Genomic DNA, 20,395 nt, shown 5'->3' with positions numbered 1-20,395 from the left:
TCGCCGCATCCTTCATCTTCTATCTCAAAAAATGAGTCCTGAGCCTAGAAAAAACTGTGACGATTTCGACCTCACACCGTCCCCTTGCACACTTACGGCTCTTGCAATTCTTGGGAAAGGAACGAAACGTTACCTCTTCCGCCTGAGACGCAGGGCGATCAATGAAGCGAGCGGCGACAGATGTCCGACACTGCCGATAAAGTTCCTCAGTTCTCCACTGTGCGCGACGCCCTCAAAGGGAGACGTCGAAATCTGACATCACGTCCTTTGCACGTTGACTCTGGCGACGAAGACTCAGACAGCGACGATCCTCTTGTTTTTTATCGGGCGTTACGGCCCGACGAAAGGAACAACGTTTACGTAACTGGATTATCTCCCATTGCCTATCAAAAACAAACGTCCAAAAAGGGAGCGTCTACTGTCACTCCCATCCCCGAAGACCCGGGCGTGACCCAATATCAACATGTAAGGCACTCCAGTAAAGCTGCTAAGAGCCAATATATATCAGCGTCAAGAAGTAAAAAGCTTGCCTGCGCTTGGGCGGTATCAGGCGGCCAAACCGGCTACATCGCACGGATAGAGCTGGATGAGGCTGACTATGACGGAAAAGTATTCGACTTGACGGACACGAGCGTCAGAGACGCCCTGGGCTTTGAGAGTGGAAACGATAGAAGCAGTGGCCCTACAGCCACCTCATTCGCCACAAGCTCCCAAGAGGTCCTGATAAAGGGCGTGGTGCCCCCCGAATCACTGACCCTGATTAAAGTTACGCGCGTCGACAGAAAAAGCGCCGAAGGCGCATCGAGCTATGAGCAGGCTGGTGCGTCAAACAGATTTACAACCAGAAGCAAGAAAACAGAATCCGGAAAAAAAACATCTCCCTACTCTATGGTTATTAAAACAGTAAAAAATCAAAAAAAACGCGGCAGAGAGTCTGTTGAAACAAGTGCGGGATTCGTCGAATTCGAAGAAATCCCCAACAACAAGCGGAGGCGAGAAGCAGACGCTGCCCTATAGCGCAATGACAGGACATACGACGAGGGACAACCTGCGAACGAACGAGCCGTAACCGCCCTGTCTACCGCCACTTACCGTCTCATCGAACCGGACAACAGATACGCGTCTTACAAAGCGGGGCTCTTTGTCGCCACAACGGATTACTAACAGCTCGGGCCAGACCTCTACAGTCGTTGACGTTCGTCCCCCTTCTTCTTGGGTCTACTACCGCCGATCACGATTTAAACTTCAGCTGAAATTCAACAGGCGCCCACAGAACTCCCACGAACGTCACGGATAACCTCATCCACCTTCCCGATCACCATCTCACCGGTGATGAGCCGCGTGCATTCAAACTGCCTTGGCGTCTCCTTGTGCTTCGGACACCACAGAAAGTCCTTGTGGTCGAACCGCTCCCTAGGGTCGTTCCAGCAGGAGTTGCACGTATGCCAGTTAATGACGCGATAAGGCGTGTGGAATTCATTGTTCGGATGCGTGAAGCCGGAGATCAGGACGGCAGGACAGCCCGCTGACCAGGCGAGCCACGCCAGCCCTGAACTGTTGCCTATGAAAAAATCGGCATGTTTCAGCCACCGCGCGCGCTCGGCCAAAGGCCGGTCGCCCGTCTGGTCTTCCGCGCCAAAAGGAATTTGATTCCAGACGATGCCAGTTCCGTGCACCTTTTTCTGGTCTATGCAAACGACACGATATCCCTGCGCCTTGAGATGAGCGACGACGTCCAGCCAGCCACTCGGGTTGTTCCAGTACTTGCACTGCGAAGACGCCTGCACGGCGATGCACACGTAAGGCTCATCAATTGGACGTCCTTCGTCCGGGAAGGCTATCCGGGCAGGCTCTTCCTCCGGCGAAACGCCGAGAATATAGGCTGCGGTTCGGTGCAAACCGACAAACCTGAAATCGGTGGGCTGATGGTTGCAGTCCGCGTCGTCGAAAAACAGCCCCAGACTATACGTCGCATAGAACGTCTCGGCGAGACTTTTTTCGACGATTTCTTCATGCGTGACAAAGTCGATATCAGGATATGCGTCACGAAAAAGTGGCGCGATCAAAGAGGACAATCCACACGTGACCTTCGCGCCGTGCGCCTCGGCGAAGCGCGCCGCGTAAGGCATCCAGGCAAGTGTGTCGCCAAGCGTTCCGATTGGAAACTGGACCAGAACGCTCTTTCCCCGCGCATCGTATTCGTGACGAAAAACCTCCTCTCCCAGACCTCCCTCACGCTCGTTTTTCCACACAGTCACGCCAAAGCGCACGAACCAGCGCTTACTGGAATGGATCGTAGCGCCCTTAATACCCGTCTGATCGAAAAGAATGTTGCCCGTATTCAAATCCCGCAGTTGAACACGCCAGGATCCGCTTTCAGGATGAGGCACGGCGACACGACAGCCGACGTTGAAATCGAACCGAACGCCGGATGGTCCTTCCTGCGTCGGCCGGGATGCCGGATCTGGATAGGGCTTGATCGACGCTGAAGTTACGCCAGACGTCGTGTTGTCGTCCGTCGCGATCATGTCATCGGCGGCCGATGAGTGTTCAGGATGAGCAGCCCCAGACATAGACCCATTCACTTTGAGGATTTGATCGAACGCCCCAAAATGTGGACAAAATAGAAAACAAAACGCTAAGAAACCGCCCGGGCTTGGGTTTATTTACGTCTCGCGGACGCATCACGCCGCCCTTCGAGTTTGTTTGTAAATTCACGCTGGTAGCGACCTAACCCACGTCTCCTGAGCTTCGGTAATCACGGTCTCAAGGCGGCGCAGTCGTGCCATCGGCGGCCCCGCCGATCATGCGCTTCAACGCGAGCACCATTCGCCGATAAGGGTAACTAGCGACCCGCCTGTCAAAAGACGGAAACGCACGACGCGTCATTTACTCGCCTCCTTGCCCGCAGTGATTTCCATCACAAGAATATCCGTTGGCACACGAACGTATGGCTTGGGAAAGCTTCCGGGATCTTCCTCGATATGCTCCAGACCTTCGACAGTCAGGCCATATCCATGACGCGCAAATGCGTTCGCTACGGGCGATTTTTTCAGGACAGAGTTCAACTCTCCCGTCAAAACGTCCTGCAACGCCCCGTGTCCGGGCTGCCCTGTATCGACATTCCAGTTGGCGTCCGGGCGCAGCAATTCGTCCTGCAACTGGCGGATCAAACCCGTCCGGGAACCCGCCAGTCTTACGGAAAAACTGTCCGGTAAAGCCCGGTGCGCGATCATCTTTCCAAGCAGCGCGTCAAGCGCCTCGCCCTGAACCGTCAACGCCTCTCTTTCGTCGCCGACTTTGAAGACCAGCATCGTCCCGCGGCTGTCATCAATGCGCGACAATGTTTCCGCGGAAACGCCAGCACCCGAAGTAACGGACACACTGGTCGGAAGCTGCGCGTGCGCGACGGACGACAGGTGCAGAACAACAATGGCGACCAACAAAACAAGGCGACGCATTACCCCCCGAGACGGCGTCACATTTCAAAACGCACCCAAAAGAGTCCCAGCATCGCCAAGCGTCTAAAATTTTCTTCAAATAATATGAGATATCAGGTTTGTATTCTTCGAATCCTGCAACTTATTATACGCGCTTCATTCTGGAACGCCACGCTCCAGTTCTTCCAGCCACGCCCGCGCGTTCCCGTCCGACGGCGCGCGCCAGTCTCCACGCGGCGACAGCGCTCCGCCTGCGACAATCTTTGGGCCATTCGGCATGGCGGAGCGCTTGAACTGGCTGGTGGAGAAAAACCGCCTCAGGAAGACACCCAGCCAGCGACGGATAACGGGCAGATCATACTCGCGTCGATCAGCCTCGGGGTATCCCGGCGGCCATGCGCCGCGCGACGCATCGCGCCACGCGGTCTCCGCCAGAAACGCGATCTTCGATGGACGAAACCCGTAACGCAGGACGTGAAATAACGTAAAGTCGTGCAGCGCATATGGCCCGATGGTCGCTTCGGTGTTCTGCGCGCCATTTTCACCTGCGGGGATCAACTCCGGTGAAATTTCTGTCGCGAGAATTGCACGCAGAATTTCAGACGCCTCCGCGCTGAACTGCCCGGAAGAGATGAACCAGCGGATCAGGTGCTGGATCAGTGTTTTCGGCAGGCCGCCATTGACGTTGTAATGCGACATCTGGTCGCCGACGCCATAGGTGCACCAGCCGAGCGCGAGTTCGGACAGATCCCCGGTACCGATCACTATGCCATTGTGTCGGTTCGCCAGCCGAAAGAGATAGTCCGTCCGCAGCCCAGCCTGCACGTTCTCGAAGGTAATGTCGTATAGCGGTTCGCCGTCGGCGTAAGGATGGCCGATCTGCTCCAGCATCAGTAAGGCGGAAGACCGGATATCCAGTTCCTCCGCAGAGACGCCCAGAGCGTTCATCAGGGCGTGCGCATTGGCGCGCGTCTCGTCGCTGGTGCCAAAGCCCGGCATGGTGAACGCCAGAACCGATTTCCGCCCGATGCCCAGTTCGTCGGCGGCCCGGGCTGCGATCAGAAGCGCCTGTGTCGAATCCAGGCCTCCGGACACACCGATGACCATCGTCCTTGCGCCACTGGCCTCCATCCTCCGACGAAGCGCCGCGACCTGTATGGTGCAGGCTTCATAACAATCCTGCGCCAGCCGCGCCGGATCGTCAGGCACGAAGGGAAAACGCGGCACAACGCGACGCAAACCCAGATCGCCCGACGGCGGGGAAAAGCGACGCACGATCCGCCGCCACCCGGCATCGTCAGCCGCCGATGCGTTGTGGGCGAAAGACGTCATGCGCGAGCGTTCCTGCCGCAGCAGATCGAGGTCGATATCGGCCATGACGAGCCGGGCGCCCGCCGGGAAGCGATCACTTTCCGCCAGCTTGCGCCCATTTTCGAAAATCGAGACCTGCCCGTCCCAGGCGACGTCGGTTGTCGATTCACCCTCGCCCGCCGCCGCATAAAGATAGGCGGCGTGACAGCGCGCTGATTGCGACAGGCACAACATGTCGCGTTCGTCAGCCTTGCCCACGGTGATGTCGCTGGCGGACAGGTTCGCCAGCACCGTAGCTCCGGCAAGCGCCGCGTGCGTGCTCGGCGGCAGAGCGACCCACAGGTCTTCGCAAATTTCGACGCCAACGCGGAAACCGGCAATATCGCTCGCCTCGAACAGCAGGTCGCAGCCGAATGGAACCTCCGCGCCTGAGACTCGAATGCTCTCCCCGCGCAACCCGGCTCCGGGCGTGAATTGCCGCGCCTCATAGAACTCACGGTAATTCGGCAGAAAAGATTTCGGCACGACGCCAAGAATTTCACCACGATGGATCGCAACGGCGCAGTTATACAACGCGTCCCGATGACGCAGCGGTGCGCCGACCAGCAACAGCGGGAGCAATGTTTCGCTCGCGGCGGCGAGGCTGGCGATCGCTTCCTCCACCGCGTCGAGCAGCACGTCCTGCTGACGCAGGTCGTCGATCGCGTAGCCAGAAAGGCCAAGCTCGGGGAAGACCGCAAGAACGGCGCCTGCTTCTCCGCATTCCGTCGCGGCTTCGATGACACGCGCGACGTTGGTGCGCGGATCAGCGAGCGTCACCGGCAGGGTGCAGGCGGCGACACGGGCGAAGCCATGACGATAGAGGGATCGGAAGTCCCGCATTGGGCGCCTCGCGCTTGAGTTGGCCTCCCGCCGCACGTTGAGGTCGGCGGGATTGAATGTGTCGTCCATTATACCGTGACCGTGTGGCCCGACAAAACGTCGCCTTCCTGAGCCCGACGCGCCGCGAGGCAAGCGGAAGCATGCACCTCCTTTCGTTTGTTTCGAACATTTTCGCGACGGCGAAGGCCACGCAGGACTGTGTGGCACGCTGAGCAAAGGTCGGATCAGCGCCGCCCAACCTTTTCAGGCGGCCGCTTACTTGGCAGCGCGCCACAGCGACGCTATGCAATTGCCCCCGCGCAGATGAGCGTGGCCGACGAGCGGCCGCGCCGCACCCGCAGGGCGCCGCCCGGTCCGCTTGGTCTTCACGCCGTCCGGACACAGCGCCCAAACATTTAACAAGCTGAGGCCGCGGCCGCCGCTATGGCGACGGGGCCGCAGATGGAGTTCAGGCATGAGCTGGCTGACCACCTATGTCCGCCCCCGGATCAGGGGGCTCCTCAACCGGGAGGTCCCCGATAATCTGTGGACCAACTGCTCTTCCTGCCATCAGATGGTGCTGAACAAGGACCTGCGGCGCACGCTGAACGTATGCCCGCATTGCGGCCACCACATGAAGGTTGTGGCGGCTGACCGTCTGGAATGGACGTTCGACAAGGACAGCTACACGCTGATCGAACTGCCGAAGGTTCCGAACGACCCGCTCGGCTTCCGCGACCAGAAGCGCTACTCCGACCGTCTGAAGGACGCGCGCGCCAAGTCCCACATCAATGAATCGCTGGTGGTGGCCCACGGCAAGATCACCGGGCATCCGGCCGTGGTCGCCGTGCAGGCTTACGAGTTCATGGCGGGCACTATGGGCTCGGCGCTGGGCGAGGCGTTCCTCGCCGCCGCGCGCCTCGCAGTATTGCAGCGTTCAGCGCTGGTCGTGTTCACCGCGTCCGGCGGCGCGCGCATGCAGGAGGGTCTGATCAGCCTGATGCAGATGCCGCGCACGACCGTAGCCGTGCAGATGCTCAAGGACGCAGGCCTGCCCTACATCGTCGTCCTCACCGACCCGACCACGGGCGGCGTCACCGCGTCCTTCGCGATGCTAGGCGACGTGCACATCGCAGAACCCAAGGCGCTGATCGGTTTCGCCGGCCCCCGCGTGATTGAGGATACGGTGCGCGAGAAACTGCCGGAAGGCTTCCAGCGCTCCGAGTATCTGCTGGAGCACGGCATGCTGGACATGGTGGTGGAGCGCCGCGACCTGCGCGCCACGCTGGGCCGGGTGATCGGTCTGCTGACGGGCGAAACGCCGGAACAGACAGCGCCCTCCCCCAAAGACTCGCCATCAGCCGGAACGGCGTCTCAGCCGGAAAACGGGGCGGCACGCACGGCGGCCTGAGCGCTCGTCCTACAGGACGCGGAGTTGGGGGCGAACGCCGTCACGCCGCCTGTAGGAGACGTGCACGGTTCAGACGACGGCGCCAGCTATTTTTCGCCGCCCTATGGACAATCACTGGACGCGTCCGCAGTCGGCGGCGGCGAGCGGATCCGGAAGCGGACAAGACCGATGACCCAGCCTCCCTCTCAAGCCGCTTCTCCTCCGGCAAAGCCCTCCGGCGGCGGACTCGGCGCGGAGTTCACCGGACGAACCGGCGTCGTGCTTGAGCGGCTGAACCGGCTGTACCCGGCGCTGATCGACCTGTCCCTCGGGCGACTCGAGACTTTGCTGACGCGTCTGGGCAACCCGGAGCGGCGGCTGCCGCCCGTGATTCACGTCGCAGGAACCAACGGCAAGGGCAGCACCTGCGCCAATCTCCGCGCCATCGGCGAGGCGGCGGGATGGCGCGTGCATGTGATGACCTCGCCGCATCTGATCGACGTGACGGAACGGTTCCGCATCGCCGGAAAACTGGTGAGCGAAGAGGAACTGACCGCCGTCCTTGAAGAGATTGAGCGGGTCAACGACGGTGCCCCGATCACGGTGTTCGAAGTCCTGACCGCTGCCGGTTTTCTCCTGTTCTCACGACATCCGGCCGAACTTGCGGTGATCGAGGTCGGACTCGGCGGTCGTTTCGACGCGACCAACGTGCTGGCGCGCCCGGCGGCATGCGCGATCACGTCCATTTCCATGGACCACGAGGCGTTTCTCGGGTCGACGCTGACCGCGATTGCAGGAGAAAAAGCCGGGATCATCAAGCCCGGCGTTCCCTGCGTCACCGGGCGGCATGGCGCCGAGGTCATGGCCGTGCTGGAACATGAAGCGGCGGCGCGGGGCGCACCGCTTTTGCGGCAGGGGCATGAATGGCTGCTGGAGGCTGCCGGAACCTCGGGCGCGCTGCGCTATCGCGACGACCGGGGCGCGCTCGCCCTGCCCACCCCTGCGCTGGCAGGCGAGCATCAGGCCGACAACGCAGGACTCGCCGTCGCGACGTTGCGCGCGAGCGGCCTGAACCTTCCCGATCAGGCGTGGGGGGGCGTCGGGCGGGCGCGCTGGCCCGCACGCATGCAGCGGCTCAACGGCACGCTGGCCACGTCCATGCCCGATGGCTGGGAACTGTGGCTCGACGGCGGGCACAATCCCGGCGCAGGCGAGGCTCTCGCTCCGTTTCTCGAACGCTGGAGCGATCGACCGCTGCATGTGCTTGTCGGCATGAAGCAGACCAAGGACGCGCGCGGCTTCCTCGCGCCGGTCGCCCGCCATGCGACGACGCTGTGGGCGGTCGCCGAGCCCGGACAGCACCTGGCTTTGCCCGTAGAAGATATCGTCGCGGCCAGCGGCGGCGTCGCTCGCGTCGGCCCGACCATCTCCGCCGCGCTGGCCGCTCTGGCGGAGATGCCGCCTGCGCGCGTGTTGATATGCGGCAGCCTCTATCTGGCAGGAGAGACGCTGAAACTGGACGGGTGGCGAGCGGAATAAGCCCGCGTCAAGATTAGCTTAACCGCACGCGACTACATCATGACGCTCGCCGGAGATTCGATCCGGCTCGGTCCATGATGAGAACGAGGCGCGCGTGCGCAAGATTGCTCTGTGTTTTGGCGTCGCCGCCTGCTCTTTGGCCCCGGTCAAGGCTGCGTTCGCCCAGTTCGCTCCCAGCCACACGACGCAGTTTCTGGACCAGCGGCGCGAAGACGAACTCCGCCACCGCGACATGGCCCGGATGCTGATGACCATGGGAGAAAACCCCGGCTACGTGCGCCCCCTGGTCGACGCCGCCGTCAGTCCCGACATCACGCCGTATCGCCCCATGCCCGTCCATCGACGCGCCTATGGATCGCGGATTCCAGCTGTCGTGCAGGTGAACCGCGAGATCGGCCTGTCGATGACGGGCGCGTGGAACAACTACAAGGAGAAGGGGTTGTACCAAGGCCCCTTCGCCGGGCACGACCGGGAAAACGGATGGGTTCCCGGTTTTCAGGCGGAGGTTGCGGCGATGTTCGACACATACGAAGTCGAACATATCTTCCTCGCGCTGCATTTCGCGCTTGGCGACGGATCGGTGAAATATCGTGGTTCCGCACAATCCTTTGCAACCGGGGCGATAAGCCCGTTCAACTCCACCAGCGATTCCCTGACGACCGACACACGGCTTGAGGTCGGCAAGGGTATCATGGTCACGGATCGATTCATGATTACGCCTGCGATGCAGGGCGGCTACTGGTCATGGCGGCGCGCTGTCGGCGGCTCCGATATGGTCGCTGGGTCGACAGAAACATATGGAGGGTTCCTGGCCGGAATCACAGTGCGTCTCGATTACGCGCTGACTGATGCTTTCGTTGTTCGGGGGCGTCTCGGCTGGGCTGAACTCGTGGGGACACGCATGAACGCCGTGGGGCAGGACGGCACGTTCCATCTACGCCCCCGGCCCGAATGGGAAGCATCCCTGGGCTTCGATTATCGCCTGATGGCGACGTTGCATTGGACGATCGAGGCGGAATACCGTTACCGCTCCTTTGGCAGAAGCCAGAACCTCCTTTACCGGCATGCGCTGTGCTGCATCTATGAACCGAGCAGTTGGAGCAATGGCGTCCAGCTTCGCACCGGCCTGGCTTATGCGTTCTGAGCCCGGCGCAGGCGGCCCGCGACATTGCTCCCCCCGGACCCTGGGTTCATAAGAGCCCATCCCGGCGCTCAGGCGCCGCCCTGTTGCTGACCGGAGTACGCCGAGCCCATGCCAGAAGCCCCACCGCGATCCCTTTCCGGGTCGCTGTTCGTCATGCTTCTGCTGGGCGTCGCGCTATCGATTATCGTCATGATCGGTGGAGCGGTGCTTGCACTGCCCACGCATATTCCGATCAATTACAACGAGGGCTGGAACGCCTATGCGGCGCTCAGGGCCGTCGGACTTGGCGGCGGGCCGCTCTACCCCGCTCCGGGCGGCCTGATTTTCAATAACTACCCTCCTCTGTCTTTCCTGATCGTCGGCGAACTCGGACGGTTTAACGGCGACATGATCGTTGCGGGCCGTATCGTGGCCCTTGTCGCTCTGTTCATATCGGCATTTCTGGCTTCGGTGATCTCTCGCCGGTGCGGCGCCACGCCCCGCGGCGCCTTGTGCGCCGCTCTCCTGCCCCTGCTCTACGTGGCAGCCTTCAGCCATGACTACGTCGCGATGGACGACCCACAATGGCTGGGGATCGCGCTGATGCTGGGCGGGGTCACAATCTTCCTCGGCCACGCCCGAAACTGGCGGCTGATTGCGGCGGCGGCGTTGATGGTGACGGCCGGATTGGTGAAGCACAACCTCATCGCGTGGCCGCTCGCCATAACGATGCAACTGGGCGTCGACGCCTTCGGATCAAGCACAGACGATGGCAGGCGCTCTGCGCGAACACGCTTGTCTATCTGGCTGGCAAGCGCCAGCGCATTCGTTCTGTTCGCCGTCGGCGTGTGCGTAGCGGCTTATGGTCCGGAATTCCTGATCGCCCTGCTCCGACATCCCCGTGTCGTCGATCCGTCACTGGCCCTGCGCGGGATGCGCCGTACGTCTGAAATTCTGACGCTCGCTCTTGTCGCCACGACTCTGGCGCGGCGCGCGACCCCGCTTCGTCACCGAACGTTCGCCGTCAGCGCAGCTATTTTCGCGGTGGCGTCAGCCCTGCTTCAGAGATGCGGCGAAGGCGTCGCCCTGAACGCATGGTTCGAGGCGCTTGTCGCCCTGTCCATCCTGACGGGCGTAGCGCTCTCGCCTCCTGCAACGCCTTCGGGCGACGCCAGGCGAGAACGCAGCGCCGTCGTCCTGTTGCTGCTTGCGATTGCGCCGTTTTTGATCGGTGCGCCGGTACTTCTGCCGCGGGGCGTAGCCGCTATTGCCTCCGTTGGCCGATCTTCATCGGAATGGAACACGTTCATCGCCAAGATTCATGATGAGCCCGGCGACGTGGCCTGCCATATGAACGCACTTTGCTATTGGGCGGGAAAGAGCAACCAGATAGACGTCTTCAATTACGCCGAATATGTCCGGCGAGGCGGCTCGGATGCGGCGTTCCGGCAGTTGCTTGCGAGTGGGCGGCTCGCCATGTTCGTGCTGCCCGCTACGTTCGAGCAGCCGCAGCGGCGTGGCCGCCCGGAGCCGGAAAAGCAGGGGCAGCGAAAGCTCCTGCAGCCTGTGCTCGACACCTTTCGCGCCGCCGATCTTTCGCCAGATGGACAGTCCCGGCTGTATCTGGCTCCGCCGCCCTAAACGCCAAAACGGCCGGCCGGTATCAACGCGCGGACCAGCCAATCGCTACGCGTTGACGCGACGCTCCAGAAACGCGTCTATTTTTTCGAGAAATTCTTTCGTCCCCATCTCGCGCGCCATCGCTACGTAACGCTCCGCCTCTGCGTCACGTCCTTCCTGAAAGAGAAAGCGGGCGAGGTTGAAGCAGCCACGAAAATCTCCGCACCGCGCCGCGCGCACGTAATAAGCGCGCGCGCGGCGCAGGTCTCGTGCGACGGCCCAGCCATCTTCGTAAAATCCGCCGATAATGTTGAATGATTTACAATGACCGAGCGCAGCCGCACGCCTGTACCACGTGAGGGCGGCGGGCAGATCTTTCTCGCCTCCCCACCCCAATGTCAGGCCTGTAGCGAAATTATACATCCCCCAGTCCAAACCTGCGCGGGCGGCGCGCTCGTACCACAGCATTGCTGCATGCAAGTCGATCGCGACACCCTTACCCAGTTCACAGCTCCTGCCGATCATGTTGCAGGCCATAGGCACTCCTTGCGCCGCGCTGGCCAGAAACCAACGCAGCGCCGCGCTCTCGTCACGCGCGACGCCCACGCCGTTGAGCAGCATCTGCCCCAATGCGAGTTGCGCCTGCGGATCGCCGGAGGAGGCCTGTTTGGCTATGTCGCCAAACAGGGCCTCCTGAGCTTCAGAAGTGGGCATTCAAGGTGACGTAAGCAGTGCGACCAGCAGCCTGCATCGCGTAATGCGTCGTGTACGCCTGATTGAAGTAACGTTTGTTGGCGATGTTCTGAATATTAAGCTGCAAGCCGTAGTGCTTCATGAAATGGTAACTGGCCATGAAGTCGAAGCGCCAGTAGCTGGGAACGAATTTGGGGACGGTGGGCGAATCTGTTCCATACACCTTGCCCATGTAGTAGGCGCCGCCACCAACTTTAAACGCCGGCGTTATATTATAGGTCGTCCAGATCGACAGGCTATGCTCCGGCACGTTCGGCGCGCGACGACCGTTCATAACGCCTGCCGCACTGCCGCTGCCGCCCGCCTGCACCAGACGCGCGTCGAGGTAGCTGTAACCCGCCGTGATCGCCCAATCACGAGTGATGTTTCCTGACACGCCAACCTCGCCACCGCGCGTCCGCTTGCTACCACCGTTCGAAATGCCGCCCGTCGGTGTAGTTATCTTGAAATTCGTTGTATCTATCTGGAACAACGCGCCGGTAAGCGTCAGACGATCGTGAAGAACGTTCCATTTCGTTCCAACCTCGATCGTACGATCCTTTTCTGGCTTCAGTACGTTGCCGACGTTTCCTGAACGATCCGCCCCAAGAGAAATATCGTCAGAACCCTGCCCAACGGAATTTCCCGGCGGGATCGCTGACGTTGCGTAAGAGGCGTAGATGGAGCCGTTTCGGGCGGGTTTATAGACAAGGCCGCCCTGATAGGTGAACAGATTGTCGCCTCGACCGTACTCACCGGTCGAAGCTCTGTACGTGCTCTGCACATTATCCAGTCGGACACCAAAATTGGCGAGCAATTGGGGCATGAACGTAACCGTGTCCGTAAAGTAAACGGCTTTTGTATCCATGCGCGTGCTGTTCGGGTTACCGGTACGCCGCAATTGTCCGGTCCACAAATCATTCCCGTTGGGGTTCGTCAGGCTCGTGCAGGTGTGGGATGAGAACGCCAGCGCAGTCGCGCAGTGCGTAAAATTCGTCCCCGACGTGACGCTCACGCCGTTCACATAGGCCGTATAGGTGTCGTTCTTGCCTTGCTCGCGCGTGAATTCTGTTCCCGTCGAAAACTGGTTTCTGAAGCCCAGCAAATGAAAGACACCGTAGAAATCGGTCTGGTTAGTCGCGGTGTCAAATGTCGATATGCGGCTGTTCAAGCGTCGATAGACATATCCGTAATAGATATTGCCCTGACTGTCGTCCGGCATGGTCCAGGCGTCGTTTTGCGTCGTTTCCGAATAGCGCGTAGTGTTTCGTATATGCAGGTTGCTGCTGAAATCATGCTCAAGGCGCAGCGTCCCCATATCGATTCCATCCTGATTGGAATCGCGACTCTCAAGGCCATACCAGGTGTTGAACGGAACCTTGACCGGAGCGCCGCTGCCAGCGACGCTGACGCGCGCGGCGCCGCCAGTCCGAGCGTTGAACGTCGGATTATCATACGGAATGCCGACATCCGGAAGGTCGTCATTCTGCATGTGATAATACATGAGGGTGATGCGGTTCGGCGTTCCAAGACCGAAAGACAACGAGGGCGCCACGCCGTAACGCCTGTAATGTGAGGGGCCGCGCCCGGCCTTGCCCTCATCATCGCCCATAAGGTTGAGCCGGAACGCGCCCGTATCGGAAATTCTCCAGTTTCCGTCGAAGGTTCCGCGTTTGTAGTCTGCGTTTCCAAAACCGAGACTGGCTTCAATCGATTGTTTAAGTTTGGGCATTTTGCTGTCGATGACGATGGCGCCACCTGCTCCGGCGCGTCCGCTGATCGCGCCAGAGTCTCCTTTGATGACCTCTACGCTTTCCACATTGAAGGTTTCGCGCGACTGCGCGCCCACGTCGCGTAATCCGTCTACGAAAGTGCTGGACTGGGCGTCGAAGCCGCGCAGGAACGGCCGGTCTCCCACCGGGTTTCCTCCCTCACCCGCGCCCAACGTGATGCCGGGAACATTCCTCAAGGCGTCGACAAGCGTATGGGATGCGGTTTGGTCAAGCAATTCACGAGAGATAATCGAAACACTTTTCGGCGTATCCAGCAGAGGCGCCGTAAATTTCGGCGAGCGATGCTGCCATTGCCCAACGACATCTATTTCTTCGTGTGCCGGAATAGCCTTGCCCTGTTCGATATCGGCTGAGTGATGGCGCTTCTTTTTCTTGTCGTGTTCCAGTGTATCTGCGGCCGCAGCAGCGTGAGCGCCGATCATTACAGCGACGCTACAGATGGCCGTACCGGACGCCGCACCCAGCAGGGAGTCTACGCAACCCTTTGTTTTCATGTTCATTTATCACGCATTCCGTACGATTGACATACAATGTCACGAATGATAATCATTATCATCTGCGTCGTTACTGTTCGCATTACAGAATGTCAATCGCGATTGCAGGATGCGCCCGCCCGTTTCGGCCACTGGATGCCTCGCAGCCACGATCACAGATGGCCCTGGAACTCGCCGCCTCCGTCTGACGCAAACCACGCGGATCGCGTGATAACCTCATCAGACGTCGCAGGAAGGCCCCGCTCCCCGGAGGCTATGTCGAGGACGACTTGCGCCATCGCCGCATTGGACGCGATACTGTTTGGCTTCGGCAGTCAGACACTCCGCCCCGTCGGCTGCCGCATACCACTGGCTACGCGGAAAAATTGATATGAAGCAACGTGAACTCGGCCGCACCGGCGTCATGGTGAGCGAGATATGCCTCGGCACCATGACCTTCGGGCAGCAGAACACCGAGGCCGAAGGCCACGCGCAACTCGACATGGCTCTAGATCATGGCGTCAACTTTATCGACACCGCCGAGTTGTATTCCATCCCTCCGCGCGCGGAGACCTATGGCGCGACGGAAACAATCATTGGCAGTTGGCTGAAAGCAAGAGGCGGTCGGGACAAACTGATCATCGCCAGTAAGGTCGTGGGACGCGGGACAAACCCGTGGTTCAGACCGAACGGCGAGCCGACGCGCCTGACCCCGTCTCAGATTCGTTACGCCATCGAAGGATCACTGCGCCGCCTTGGGACCGATTACATCGATCTGTACCAGCTACATTGGCCGGATCGTAAAGTCGGGTTGTTCGGCGACGGCGGCACGACGTTCCGCGACGTGCCAACGGACGACGAAGTGCCGATCGAGGAAACGCTTGGCGCGCTCGAAGACCTGGTCACGCAAGGAAAAATTCGTCACGTCGGTCTTTCAAATGAAACCGCCTGGGGCGTGTCGCAATTTATTGCGGCCTCCAAGGCAGGCGCGCCTCGCGTAGCGTCCATCCAGAACGCCTACAACCTGATCAATCGGACTTTCGAGATCGGACTCGCCGAAATGGCGATCCGCGAAAAGGTTGGGCTTCTGGCCTATTCGCCTCTGGCGCAAGGGTACCTGACGGGAAAATACCTGAACGGCGCAAAACCTGCAGGCGCGCGCACGACCCTGTTCAACCGCGGTCAGCGCTACGAAAAGCCGGGCGTCGATGTCGCCATTGAAGCGTATATCGCACTGGCGCGAGAGGAAGGGATAGATCCGACGCAGCTGGCGTTGGCGTTCGTGACGTCACGGGCGTTCGTCACTTCGAATATCATCGGGGCGACCAGCGTGGACCAGCTTCGCACGATTCTCGGATCAGTCGATGTGACGATCACGCCGGAACTGGAGGCGAAGATCAACGCCATCCATCAGGTCCACAGCAACCCGGCTCCCTAAGAAGCCGCGTGAGCGACGCGCCGCCAGCGGCCCTTTCAGGCCGCCGCCCCGCGTCGCTCCTCGATTTCCGCCTTCATGTGAGCCTGCACCTTTTCGAAGGCGCGGGTCTCGATCTGACGAACGCGTTCACGCGACACACCGTAGTGCTGCGCCAGTTCTTCAAGGGTCTTCGGGTCGTCCTTCAGACGCCGCTCCTCGAAGATGCGCTTCTCCCGTTCGTTGAGCGCACTCATCGCGTTTACCAGAAGCGCCTTTCGATCCGAGAATTCCTCGTGCTCGGCGAGCGTGTCTTCCTGACTTTCGGCGTCGTCGACCAGCCAGTCCTGCCACTCCCCGTCGGCATCCGCACGAAGCGGCGCGTTCAGGCTGTGGTCACCGGAAGCGAGGCGACGGTTCATGTTGATCACATCGTCTTCGGGGACGCCCAGCGCCTTGGCGATGGCGTCCACCTGCTCCGGCTGCAGATCGCCCTCGTCGATGGCCTTCATCTGGCCTTTCAGGCGACGCAGATTGAAGAAGAGCTTCTTCTGCGCCGACGTCGTGCCAATCTTCACCAGCGACCAGCTATGAAGAATGTATTCTTGAATCGCCGCGCGGATCCACCACATAGCGTATGTAGCGAGGCGGAAACCACGCTCCGGGTCGAAGCGGCGCACCGCCTGCATCATGCCGACATTGCCTTCGCTGATCAGTTCGTTCAGCGGCAGGCCGTAGCCGCGATAGCCGAGAGCGATCTTGGCGACGAGGCGCAAGTGCGAGGTGACGAGTCTATGGGCGGCTTTCACGTCGCCGTTGTCGCGCCAGCGGCGGGACAGCGACGTTTCCTCTTCCGGGGTCAGCAGGGGATACTTGCGGATTTCCTGCAGATACTGAGAGAGGCTGGTATCGGGACCTACTGTAAGGGCGGACGACGCCATGGTAGGATTCTCCTTTCTCTCCCGATAGCAAGGGCGTGGAGACCGACTTCGTAGGGGGACTGTCGGGGCACGCGCCTGCGTGATCGGGACACGCTGGGACTGGACACATCGTTCCCGGCCTGCGTCCCTCCGTTGAGCGAACGAGACCGGAACGTCCATTCCGGCGGCCGCATCGGCGCGTCGAAAAGACAGTCGATTTCTAGGGCGCTGCCTCCAAAAAGTCAAGATTTAGAGGAAATCCAACTCCTTAACTTTCTGCAAGCTGCAGTTCAAGCGTCCGAAAGTCTTCGGGCGGCAGAGTTTCGAACAACAATTCCTCACCCGTGCGCGGGTGAACGAATCCCAGTCGCGCCGCATGCAGCGCCTGCCTGGGAAAATCGAGCGCCGCATCGCGCGCTTCGACAGGCAAACGTTTGGCGACTGCCGGAATGCGCCGCAGATACAGAGGGTCACCGATCAGCGGATGTCCGTTGGCGGAAAAATGGACGCGTATCTGATGAGTCCGGCCGGTGGCCAGCTTACACTCCATCAACGCCGCGCAGGCGTTGAAGCTTTTCAGCACCTTGTAGTGCGTGAGGGCTTCCTTCCCTCCCCTTGCGACGATCGCCATCCGTTTGCGGTCGGCTTTGTCCCGGCCTATCGCGCCCTCGAAATCGCCATTTCCCGGGGAGGGTACACCCCAGCACAATGCGAGGTATTTTCGGTCGATTCGTCGCGCCGCAAAATCGTTCGACAGCGCGACATGCGCCTGCTCCGTCTTGGCCACAACCATAACGCCGGACGTGTCCTTATCGAGGCGGTGCACAATGCCGGGACGCCGCTCCCCGCCGATACCCGAGAGGGAGTCGCCGCAATGCGCCAGCAGCGCGTTGACGAGCGTGCCGGTCTCGTTGCCCGGCGCAGGATGCACGACCAGCCCGGCGGGTTTGTCGATCACGATCAGATCGGCATCCTCATACAAAACCGGCAAGCAAATACTCTCCGGCTCAGGTGTAGAGGGCACTGGCGGTGGGACGCTCAGCACCAGCGTCGCGCCAATACGAAGGGAGTCGGCAGGTTCGCGAACAGGCGCTCCGTCCCGCGTCACATGGCCAGCTTCGATCAGCGCCTTGATCCGCGAACGTGACAGGTCAGGGAACGCTGCGGCGAGAGCACGGTCGATCCGCTCTCCGGCGTGCTGCTCCGCGGCCACCAGGGTGCGCAGATCTTGGCTTGAAACGGTCATGGAAGGTCTCTACAGGCCGCTTGATCGAACGGAAAGGCGTATCTGGGATGGAGCAGGGTAGCGTGGCGCACCGAGGGCTTCTAGCCGCCGTGATTGGCATGGGCGCGATGATCGTCGTTGGAACTGTAGTTTTATTAGTGGTGGTCGCGCATCGGCTGTCGCACCCCACAAGGCCAGCCACCGCCCAGAGCCTCTCCGCCTCGCTGCATGAGCCGGAAGGCAGCCATATCGCTGGAATCACATGGCGCGACGGCGACACTTTGGCTGTGCAACTCACGGGTGGCGGCCCGGACCGCGTGATCCTGTGGGACGTGCCCCACGGGCGCGAAGTCGGTCGGGTGAGCATTCAGCCCTGAGGCCGATCACGCAATCGCTTAGAAAGCACTCCCGCCCGGTCCTGAGGAATATTTTTTCCTGACCGCTTGTGTCCGACGTCGGGTTCGATTAAGAACCCGCCACGGCCAATGTCCCATTCGTCTAGAGGCCTAGGACGCCGCCCTCTCACGGCGGCAACAGGGGTTCGAATCCCCTATGGGACGCCATTGATTTTCCAAAATAAATTGCGATCAACGCTCAAAGCGCCGATGTTCAATTGAACGTTGATGATGGAAAGCTCCCGCTGTTTCCAGGCCACAAAAGGCCCCCGCCTTCATCTTCGTTTCTGCTGACTCTACTCCTCGGCACCCTGAACAGGTTGCGCCGATAAGAAGAACGTACATAAACAAATACGCCGGAGGCCGCACGGCGAGATTTACCTCTCCAGTGGTCGACGACATCGAAGGGCCGGCCAATCTTTCTGAAGCTATCGACCTATGTCGCCCCAGCCGTTAGCCGGTCCGGGGTATCTGGGGAGACCGTTCAATCCCGTGGCACTCTGCCTGAAGCTCGCGCCCGCTAGGCTTAGGACCCATTGATTGACGGAGGTCGCTGTGATTCGGGTTCCGTAAGGAGACTGAGCATGAGCGACCTGTATTGGCTGACGACGAGCAGATGGCGCGCCTATCGCCTTATTTTCCCAAGAGCCATGGTAAGCCGCGTGTGGACGACCGTCGGGTTCTGAGCGGGATCATTTTCGTCAACCGCAACGGGCTGCGCTGGCGGGGCGCGCCAAGAGATTATGGGCCGCACAAGACATTGTATAATCGCTGGAAACGGTGGGGTGAGATGGGCGTATTCGCCCGAATGATGGAGGGCTTGTCCGCGCAGAGGGCAGAGCCCCAGACCGTCATGATCAATGCAACCTATCTCAAGGCACACCGCACGGCATCGAGCCTTGGGGTAAAAAAGGGGATCAAGGACTGGACAAGGGTCGCAACACGCTACGGCAGATGCTCGACCGTCTTCTTTCCGGCTATCTGCTTCGCAGCAAGCACCATGTTCCGGCTATGAGTCCTAAGCCTGAGCTTTCGTATAAGACGACAAGCAGAAGGATTGTCCACCGCCATTTAAGGGGTAAGTCCTAAGCATAAACGCGTTGAACCACCGGAGCATCTTATCCATGCTGTCGAATGTGAATTCGCCAAAGTTGGGGTCCATGAAACTAGGACGGCTGCCGGTCCTCAAAAACGCAACAGCGTGACCAGCCGTCTGCCGTTGCATTGTGCCACCCCAATAAATTTGCAGAACCGTGTAAGGACCTGTCATACTTTTCAGGGCCGTAAAAATGCCAACCGGAGTGTATCGCTGGTTCAGTCGTTCTACCTTGTTTGCAGGCTGCAACCCGCCCTTGAGCATGGCTTTATCGATCTGAGATGCAGCATCATCCCAGAACTGCTTACAGATCACACCCTGCCGTGCCATAATGAAGCGAATGGCAGGCGTCACCTCGGGGCGCAGCCTTAGCCTGCCTCTGCTATCGAAGTCCCAGATGTTACTACGCTGTGAATTCTGGATCAGCCATTGGATTGCCATACCTAGACACCACCCATTGGCGGTCAACTCGTAGCCGAGCGCTTCAGGGTCTCGCGCCTGCTGATAGTCGATCTCGGCATAAGCGCCGTGAGCGTTGCAGAGGTTCACAAGCCAAGGGTCCATTAGAGTTCCCCAAAAAAAAAGAGACGTTGCCATTGTATTTGGCACGAGCCTAGCGAGGAGCGGCCTCTCAGCCCTCCGGTACCCAGAAATCTAGGCCGTGAACTTATTACGTGAAACTTGAGATGAAAATTATCGCGATGTGAATTCAGGTTACAAATGCAATGAAACCGAATTCATAACTTGGTGTCATACTTGAACGCCCTTTCGGCTTCACAAACAAATTTCCGATGAGATATGGGACTCAATATCTCCTACACTGCCCTTTTGATCGACAACAATATCAATTAGGCTCTAGACTTATTAATTTATTGAATTAACGAAAATTCCGAGATTCACAGACTTACCGAAGGCGGTGAGGCTGTGAGTGACGTGTTTTTGTTGTCTGAGAAGCAGATGGAGCTATTGAGCCGTTGCTCCCTCTTGCTCACGGAGTACCACGCGCGGATGACAGGCATCTGGAGGGATCGAAGAGCCGTTGATTGATGCGCTTGGCCCGTAA

Annotated in this window: 16 protein-coding genes, 1 tRNA gene and 1 pseudogene; 9 read left to right on the top strand and 9 right to left on the bottom strand. The window is 59.9% G+C overall.

Annotation, left to right across the window (positions count from 1 at the left end):
- Positions 1-180 precede the first annotated feature (180 nt).
- Positions 181-1,017, top strand: coding sequence for a hypothetical protein (locus tag HK28_RS08105; protein WP_086644089.1), 837 nt, complete (start codon positions 181-183; stop codon positions 1,015-1,017).
- A gap of 239 nt (positions 1,018-1,256) precedes the next feature.
- Here HK28_RS08105 and HK28_RS08100 read toward each other — a convergent pair whose 3' ends face one another.
- From HK28_RS08100 to HK28_RS08090, 4 genes are all read right to left on the bottom strand, one after another.
- A complete protein-coding gene (locus tag HK28_RS08100) occupies positions 1,257-2,528 on the bottom strand; it encodes an autotransporter strand-loop-strand O-heptosyltransferase (protein ID WP_198945840.1) in 1,272 nt (423 codons plus the stop codon).
- Positions 2,529-2,766: 238 nt separating this feature from the next.
- Positions 2,767-2,889 carry a hypothetical protein gene (locus HK28_RS14435; protein ID WP_255376462.1) on the bottom strand — a complete coding sequence of 41 codons (123 nt, stop codon included), beginning with the start codon at positions 2,887-2,889 and terminating at the stop codon, positions 2,767-2,769.
- Positions 2,886-3,461, bottom strand: coding sequence for a hypothetical protein (locus HK28_RS08095; protein ID WP_086644087.1), 576 nt, complete (start codon positions 3,459-3,461; stop codon positions 2,886-2,888). Before HK28_RS08095 ends, HK28_RS14435 begins: the two co-directional genes overlap by 4 nt.
- 135 nt (positions 3,462-3,596) lie before the next feature.
- Positions 3,597-5,633, bottom strand: a complete 2,037-nt coding sequence (locus HK28_RS08090) for an NAD(+) synthase (RefSeq protein ID WP_086644092.1) — start codon at positions 5,631-5,633, stop codon at positions 3,597-3,599.
- Positions 5,634-6,087: 454 nt separating this feature from the next.
- Here HK28_RS08090 and accD point away from each other — a divergent pair, with 454 nt between their 5' ends.
- The 4 genes from accD to HK28_RS08065 all read left to right on the top strand — a co-directional run bounded on the left by accD (position 6,088) and on the right by HK28_RS08065 (position 11,305).
- Complete coding sequence (gene accD, locus HK28_RS08080) at positions 6,088-7,023, top strand: acetyl-CoA carboxylase, carboxyltransferase subunit beta (RefSeq protein ID WP_086644085.1); 936 nt, start codon at positions 6,088-6,090, stop codon at positions 7,021-7,023.
- A 168-nt stretch (positions 7,024-7,191) separates the two neighbouring features.
- Positions 7,192-8,541, top strand: a complete 1,350-nt coding sequence (locus HK28_RS08075; RefSeq protein ID WP_086644091.1) for a folylpolyglutamate synthase/dihydrofolate synthase family protein — start codon at positions 7,192-7,194, stop codon at positions 8,539-8,541.
- Positions 8,542-8,635: 94 nt separating this feature from the next.
- Positions 8,636-9,685 (top strand): hypothetical protein, encoded by a 1,050-nt coding sequence (locus HK28_RS08070; RefSeq protein ID WP_086644084.1) that lies wholly within the window; start codon positions 8,636-8,638, stop codon positions 9,683-9,685.
- A gap of 108 nt (positions 9,686-9,793) precedes the next feature.
- On the top strand, positions 9,794-11,305 hold the full coding sequence (locus HK28_RS08065; protein ID WP_086644083.1) for a hypothetical protein: 1,512 nt from the start codon (positions 9,794-9,796) through the stop codon (positions 11,303-11,305).
- Between the two features lie 45 nt (positions 11,306-11,350).
- On the opposite strand, the gene HK28_RS08060 is transcribed toward HK28_RS08065, so the two are convergent.
- Positions 11,351-11,998, bottom strand: a complete 648-nt coding sequence (locus HK28_RS08060) for a tetratricopeptide repeat protein (RefSeq protein WP_086644082.1) — start codon at positions 11,996-11,998, stop codon at positions 11,351-11,353.
- Complete coding sequence (locus HK28_RS08055; protein WP_233140428.1) at positions 11,985-14,309, bottom strand: TonB-dependent siderophore receptor; 2,325 nt, start codon at positions 14,307-14,309, stop codon at positions 11,985-11,987. The genes HK28_RS08060 and HK28_RS08055 overlap by 14 nt, the downstream gene beginning before the upstream one ends.
- Before the next feature lie 364 nt (positions 14,310-14,673).
- On the opposite strand from HK28_RS08055, the gene HK28_RS08050 reads away from it, so the two are divergent.
- Entirely contained in the window at positions 14,674-15,720 is a 1,047-nt protein-coding gene (locus HK28_RS08050; protein ID WP_086644081.1) for an aldo/keto reductase, read from the top strand.
- Between the two features lie 35 nt (positions 15,721-15,755).
- On the opposite strand, the gene rpoH is transcribed toward HK28_RS08050, so the two are convergent.
- Positions 15,756-16,637, bottom strand: a complete 882-nt coding sequence (gene rpoH, locus HK28_RS08045; protein WP_086644080.1) for an RNA polymerase sigma factor RpoH — start codon at positions 16,635-16,637, stop codon at positions 15,756-15,758.
- 247 nt (positions 16,638-16,884) lie between these two features.
- A complete protein-coding gene (locus tag HK28_RS08040) occupies positions 16,885-17,862 on the bottom strand; it encodes an RluA family pseudouridine synthase (protein WP_086644079.1) in 978 nt (325 codons plus the stop codon).
- A 47-nt stretch (positions 17,863-17,909) separates the two neighbouring features.
- Between HK28_RS08040 and HK28_RS08035 the strand changes: the two genes are divergently transcribed.
- From HK28_RS08035 to HK28_RS08025, 3 genes and pseudogenes are all read left to right on the top strand, one after another.
- The gene (locus HK28_RS08035; RefSeq protein WP_086644078.1) at positions 17,910-18,218 is read left to right on the top strand and encodes a hypothetical protein; all 309 of its coding nucleotides are present in this window, start codon (positions 17,910-17,912) and stop codon (positions 18,216-18,218) included.
- Between the two features lie 110 nt (positions 18,219-18,328).
- Positions 18,329-18,404, top strand: a tRNA-Glu gene (locus HK28_RS08030).
- Between the two features lie 416 nt (positions 18,405-18,820).
- Positions 18,821-19,152 (top strand): annotated as a pseudogene (locus tag HK28_RS08025) (transposase); the annotation flags it as partial.
- Positions 19,153-19,254: 102 nt separating this feature from the next.
- Here HK28_RS08025 and HK28_RS08020 read toward each other — a convergent pair.
- A complete protein-coding gene (locus tag HK28_RS08020; protein ID WP_158093423.1) occupies positions 19,255-19,896 on the bottom strand; it encodes a YopT-type cysteine protease domain-containing protein in 642 nt (213 codons plus the stop codon).
- Between the last annotated feature and the right edge of the window lie 499 nt (positions 19,897-20,395).

The sequence above is a fragment of the Acetobacter sp. DsW_063 genome (genome assembly GCF_002153745.1).
GTDB lineage: Bacteria > Pseudomonadota > Alphaproteobacteria > Acetobacterales > Acetobacteraceae > Acetobacter.
Note: the sequence above shows the minus strand (reverse complement) of the source record. Positions and strands in the feature narration are given on the sequence as shown.

Coding starts and splice junctions, on each gene's coding strand:
- HK28_RS08075 (WP_086644091.1), top strand. CDS start 7,192: ATGACCCAGCCTCCCTCTCAAGCCGCTTCTCCTCCGGCAAAGCCCTCC.
- HK28_RS08050 (WP_086644081.1), top strand. CDS start 14,674: ATGAAGCAACGTGAACTCGGCCGCACCGGCGTCATGGTGAGCGAGATA.
- HK28_RS08095 (WP_086644087.1), bottom strand. CDS start 3,461: ATGCGTCGCCTTGTTTTGTTGGTCGCCATTGTTGTTCTGCACCTGTCG.
- HK28_RS08090 (WP_086644092.1), bottom strand. CDS start 5,633: ATGCGGGACTTCCGATCCCTCTATCGTCATGGCTTCGCCCGTGTCGCC.
- rpoH (WP_086644080.1), bottom strand. CDS start 16,637: ATGGCGTCGTCCGCCCTTACAGTAGGTCCCGATACCAGCCTCTCTCAG.
- HK28_RS08065 (WP_086644083.1), top strand. CDS start 9,794: ATGCCAGAAGCCCCACCGCGATCCCTTTCCGGGTCGCTGTTCGTCATG.
- HK28_RS08100 (WP_198945840.1), bottom strand. CDS start 2,528: ATGATCGCGACGGACGACAACACGACGTCTGGCGTAACTTCAGCGTCG.
- HK28_RS08035 (WP_086644078.1), top strand. CDS start 17,910: ATGGAGCAGGGTAGCGTGGCGCACCGAGGGCTTCTAGCCGCCGTGATT.
- HK28_RS08060 (WP_086644082.1), bottom strand. CDS start 11,998: ATGCCCACTTCTGAAGCTCAGGAGGCCCTGTTTGGCGACATAGCCAAA.
- HK28_RS08040 (WP_086644079.1), bottom strand. CDS start 17,862: ATGACCGTTTCAAGCCAAGATCTGCGCACCCTGGTGGCCGCGGAGCAG.
- HK28_RS08105 (WP_086644089.1), top strand. CDS start 181: ATGTCCGACACTGCCGATAAAGTTCCTCAGTTCTCCACTGTGCGCGAC.
- HK28_RS14435 (WP_255376462.1), bottom strand. CDS start 2,889: ATGACGCGTCGTGCGTTTCCGTCTTTTGACAGGCGGGTCGCTAGTTAC.
- accD (WP_086644085.1), top strand. CDS start 6,088: ATGAGCTGGCTGACCACCTATGTCCGCCCCCGGATCAGGGGGCTCCTC.
- HK28_RS08020 (WP_158093423.1), bottom strand. CDS start 19,896: ATGGACCCTTGGCTTGTGAACCTCTGCAACGCTCACGGCGCTTATGCC.
- HK28_RS08055 (WP_233140428.1), bottom strand. CDS start 14,309: ATGAACATGAAAACAAAGGGTTGCGTAGACTCCCTGCTGGGTGCGGCG.